Source organism: Legionella norrlandica (assembly GCF_000770585.1).
GTDB lineage: Bacteria > Pseudomonadota > Gammaproteobacteria > Legionellales > Legionellaceae > Legionella > Legionella norrlandica.
Genome location: NZ_JNCF01000107.1, coordinates 1 through 2,497 on the forward strand (window position 1 = coordinate 1; position 2,497 = coordinate 2,497).

Below are 2,497 nucleotides of genomic sequence, written 5' to 3' on the forward strand. Positions count from 1 at the left end.
TTGACACGATTGATTGCTCAATACAACAAAGTGAACACGGACGGAGTCACTTATAGGCTTAATGGAAAAACAATCACTAAAACGCATTCTGATTTCGAAAATACCCTCGATTTGGATGCCATGGCGGCATTATGTAAAGTAAGAACAAAAGATTTTATCGATCTCAAATCACAACTTGAAGAACAAGCGAGCTTGGATTATCACCACCATGTTGTTCCGATGTGACCGAGTTGACTGCATGTCGATGAAGAAGCTTGGCGGCGCAAGCCGCCACATGCTCATCCCAGCATGAATCCAAAAACCATAAAAGCAAGTCCTAGTATAACCAGTGTGCTGCTGTTCTCACCCACCACAGACACCATCGATGCAAGTAACTGATGATTCGCTGGGAAGAAAACCCAGTGCGACACGAGGTCGCCAAATAGAGCTGTGGTACTCGAAAGAAAACACCACCATCCATACGGCTGGATGAACCTACGATCCTGAATAAAGAGCGGATCGGACAATGAGGCAAAGCGCAAATGCGCGGGATCTAAAACGCGAGTGGCGGATTCTCCTGGAAGTCGTAACCGGGTAAGCGCTAGGTAATAGATATGCCGAAGACATCTGAACCTGCATTAAAAGACCGTCATCTCCAACTATGGAAAACGACTGTCAAACCATAGTCACTGAAGGGAGGAGGAATCCGTGGGGCAAATTCCTCGTCGTCAACAATACCTTCCGGTCTACAGCAGGCGACTAAGTCTATATGCTCTATTGGCGGAACGTGGCAACTCTGTAAAGTTCCTTTAGCAATAAAGGTAAGTGCATCGTAAGGTGCATGAATGCTTTGCAGAAACAGGATGTCCAAGAAAGCAAATGCCGATTTGTAATGAATCGGATACAAGTGTAAATCACTTGGCACGAAAGTGAGCCCACTTTGGACTGGCTCAAAATAGCGAGATAATTTGGAGAAACTTAAATATGGGGAAATGCAAATGACGGTGAAGCAATTTTCTGGTGCATCCTCAGCAGAGCGTCATCAATCTTGGCAAGATCTGTCTTGGTCAACGATAAATGCGCATGTATTTCGTCTCCAAATGCGTATCGCTAAGGCAGAAAGAGAAGGCAGAATCGGTAAAGTGAAAGCGTTACAAAGACTGCTCACCTCATCATTTTATGGAAAGTGTTTAGCCGTAAAACGTGTAACTAGCAATATCGGAGCCAAAACGCCCGGTGCTGATGGCATCACATGGAAAACACCCGAAAGTAAAATGCTGGCAGTAAGTTCTCTCTCAAGAAAAGCATATAAACCGCTTCCTTTGAGAAGAATTTATATCCCAAAGAAATCCGGTAAGTTACGCCCACTATCGATCCCAGTAATGAAGTGTAGAGCAATGCAAGCCTTATGGCATGCGGCTTTGGTGCCTATTGCAGAAGAACGAGCTGACATAAACGCCTACGGTTTTAGGCCAAAACGGTCAGCTCACGATGCAATAGAACAATGCTTCTGCGCATTATCTAATAGACATGCGGCTAACTGGGTATTAGAGGGTGATATCAAATCTTGCTTTGATCGCATCGACCATGACTGGTTATTGGAAAATATTCCGATGGATAAAGTAATCCTCAAGAAATTTCTAAAATCAGGTTACGTCGAGGAAGGAACAACTTACCCAACCGATTTAGGCACGCCTCAAGGCGGCATTATCTCACCAACTCTGGCGGTTATGGCCTTATCAGGCCTAGAAAAGACGCTAACGGATACTAAAGAAACACAAAGAGTTCGTCAAAAGAAAAAGATCAATATGATCGCTTACGCTGACGATTTCATTGTGACTGCATCCAGCGAACAACTGCTACGTGATGAGGTAATTCCAATATTAGAAGCAGGTCTAAAGAAAGTAGGACTTGAACTCTCCCGCGAGAAAACCAAGATCACCCAGGTTCAACAGGGTTTTGATTTTCTTGGATTTAACATTCGAAAATATCCGAATGAGAAACTGCTGATTAAGCCATCTAAGGCGAGTATTTTAGCATTTACGAAAGAAATCAAAAGCTGTATTAAACAAGGTGCTGCACTTCCAACAGAGAAATTAATCTATCTATTGAATCCGAAAATCACTGGCTGGACTAATTATTACAGAAGTGTGGTCTCTTCAAAAGTATTTGGCACGCTAGATCATGAAATTTTTATGGCGCTCAAACAATCTCTATACAGAAAACATCCTCGTAAAGGACGTTGGTGGATCATGAAAAAGTACTTCACTACTGTTGGAGATAATAACTGGCGATTCTATTGCATTGTTAAGGATAAATCGGGTAATAAAAAGCCACTTTATCTCAGGCAAGCCAAGGAAACGTTGATTCGACGGCATAAGAAAATCAAAGCTGAAGCTACACCTTTTGATCCCTGTTATGAAGATTATTTCAAACAGCGATACAAGGAGAAACGCGCTAGAACCACACGTGCCAATGACTCAAAATCTGCCGGGTTGAGAATCATCCAGCCTTATGC

Annotated in this window: 1 protein-coding gene and 1 pseudogene; both read left to right on the forward strand. The window is 43.0% G+C overall.

Annotation, left to right across the window (positions count from 1 at the left end):
- Positions 1–225: pseudogene (locus OK13_RS13520) on the forward strand (hypothetical protein); the annotation flags it as partial.
- A 752-nt stretch (positions 226–977) separates the two neighbouring features.
- Positions 978–2,497, forward strand: a 1,520-nt coding sequence (gene ltrA / locus OK13_RS13530; RefSeq protein ID WP_152571710.1) for a group II intron reverse transcriptase/maturase, incomplete at its 3' end; no start/stop codon positions are given.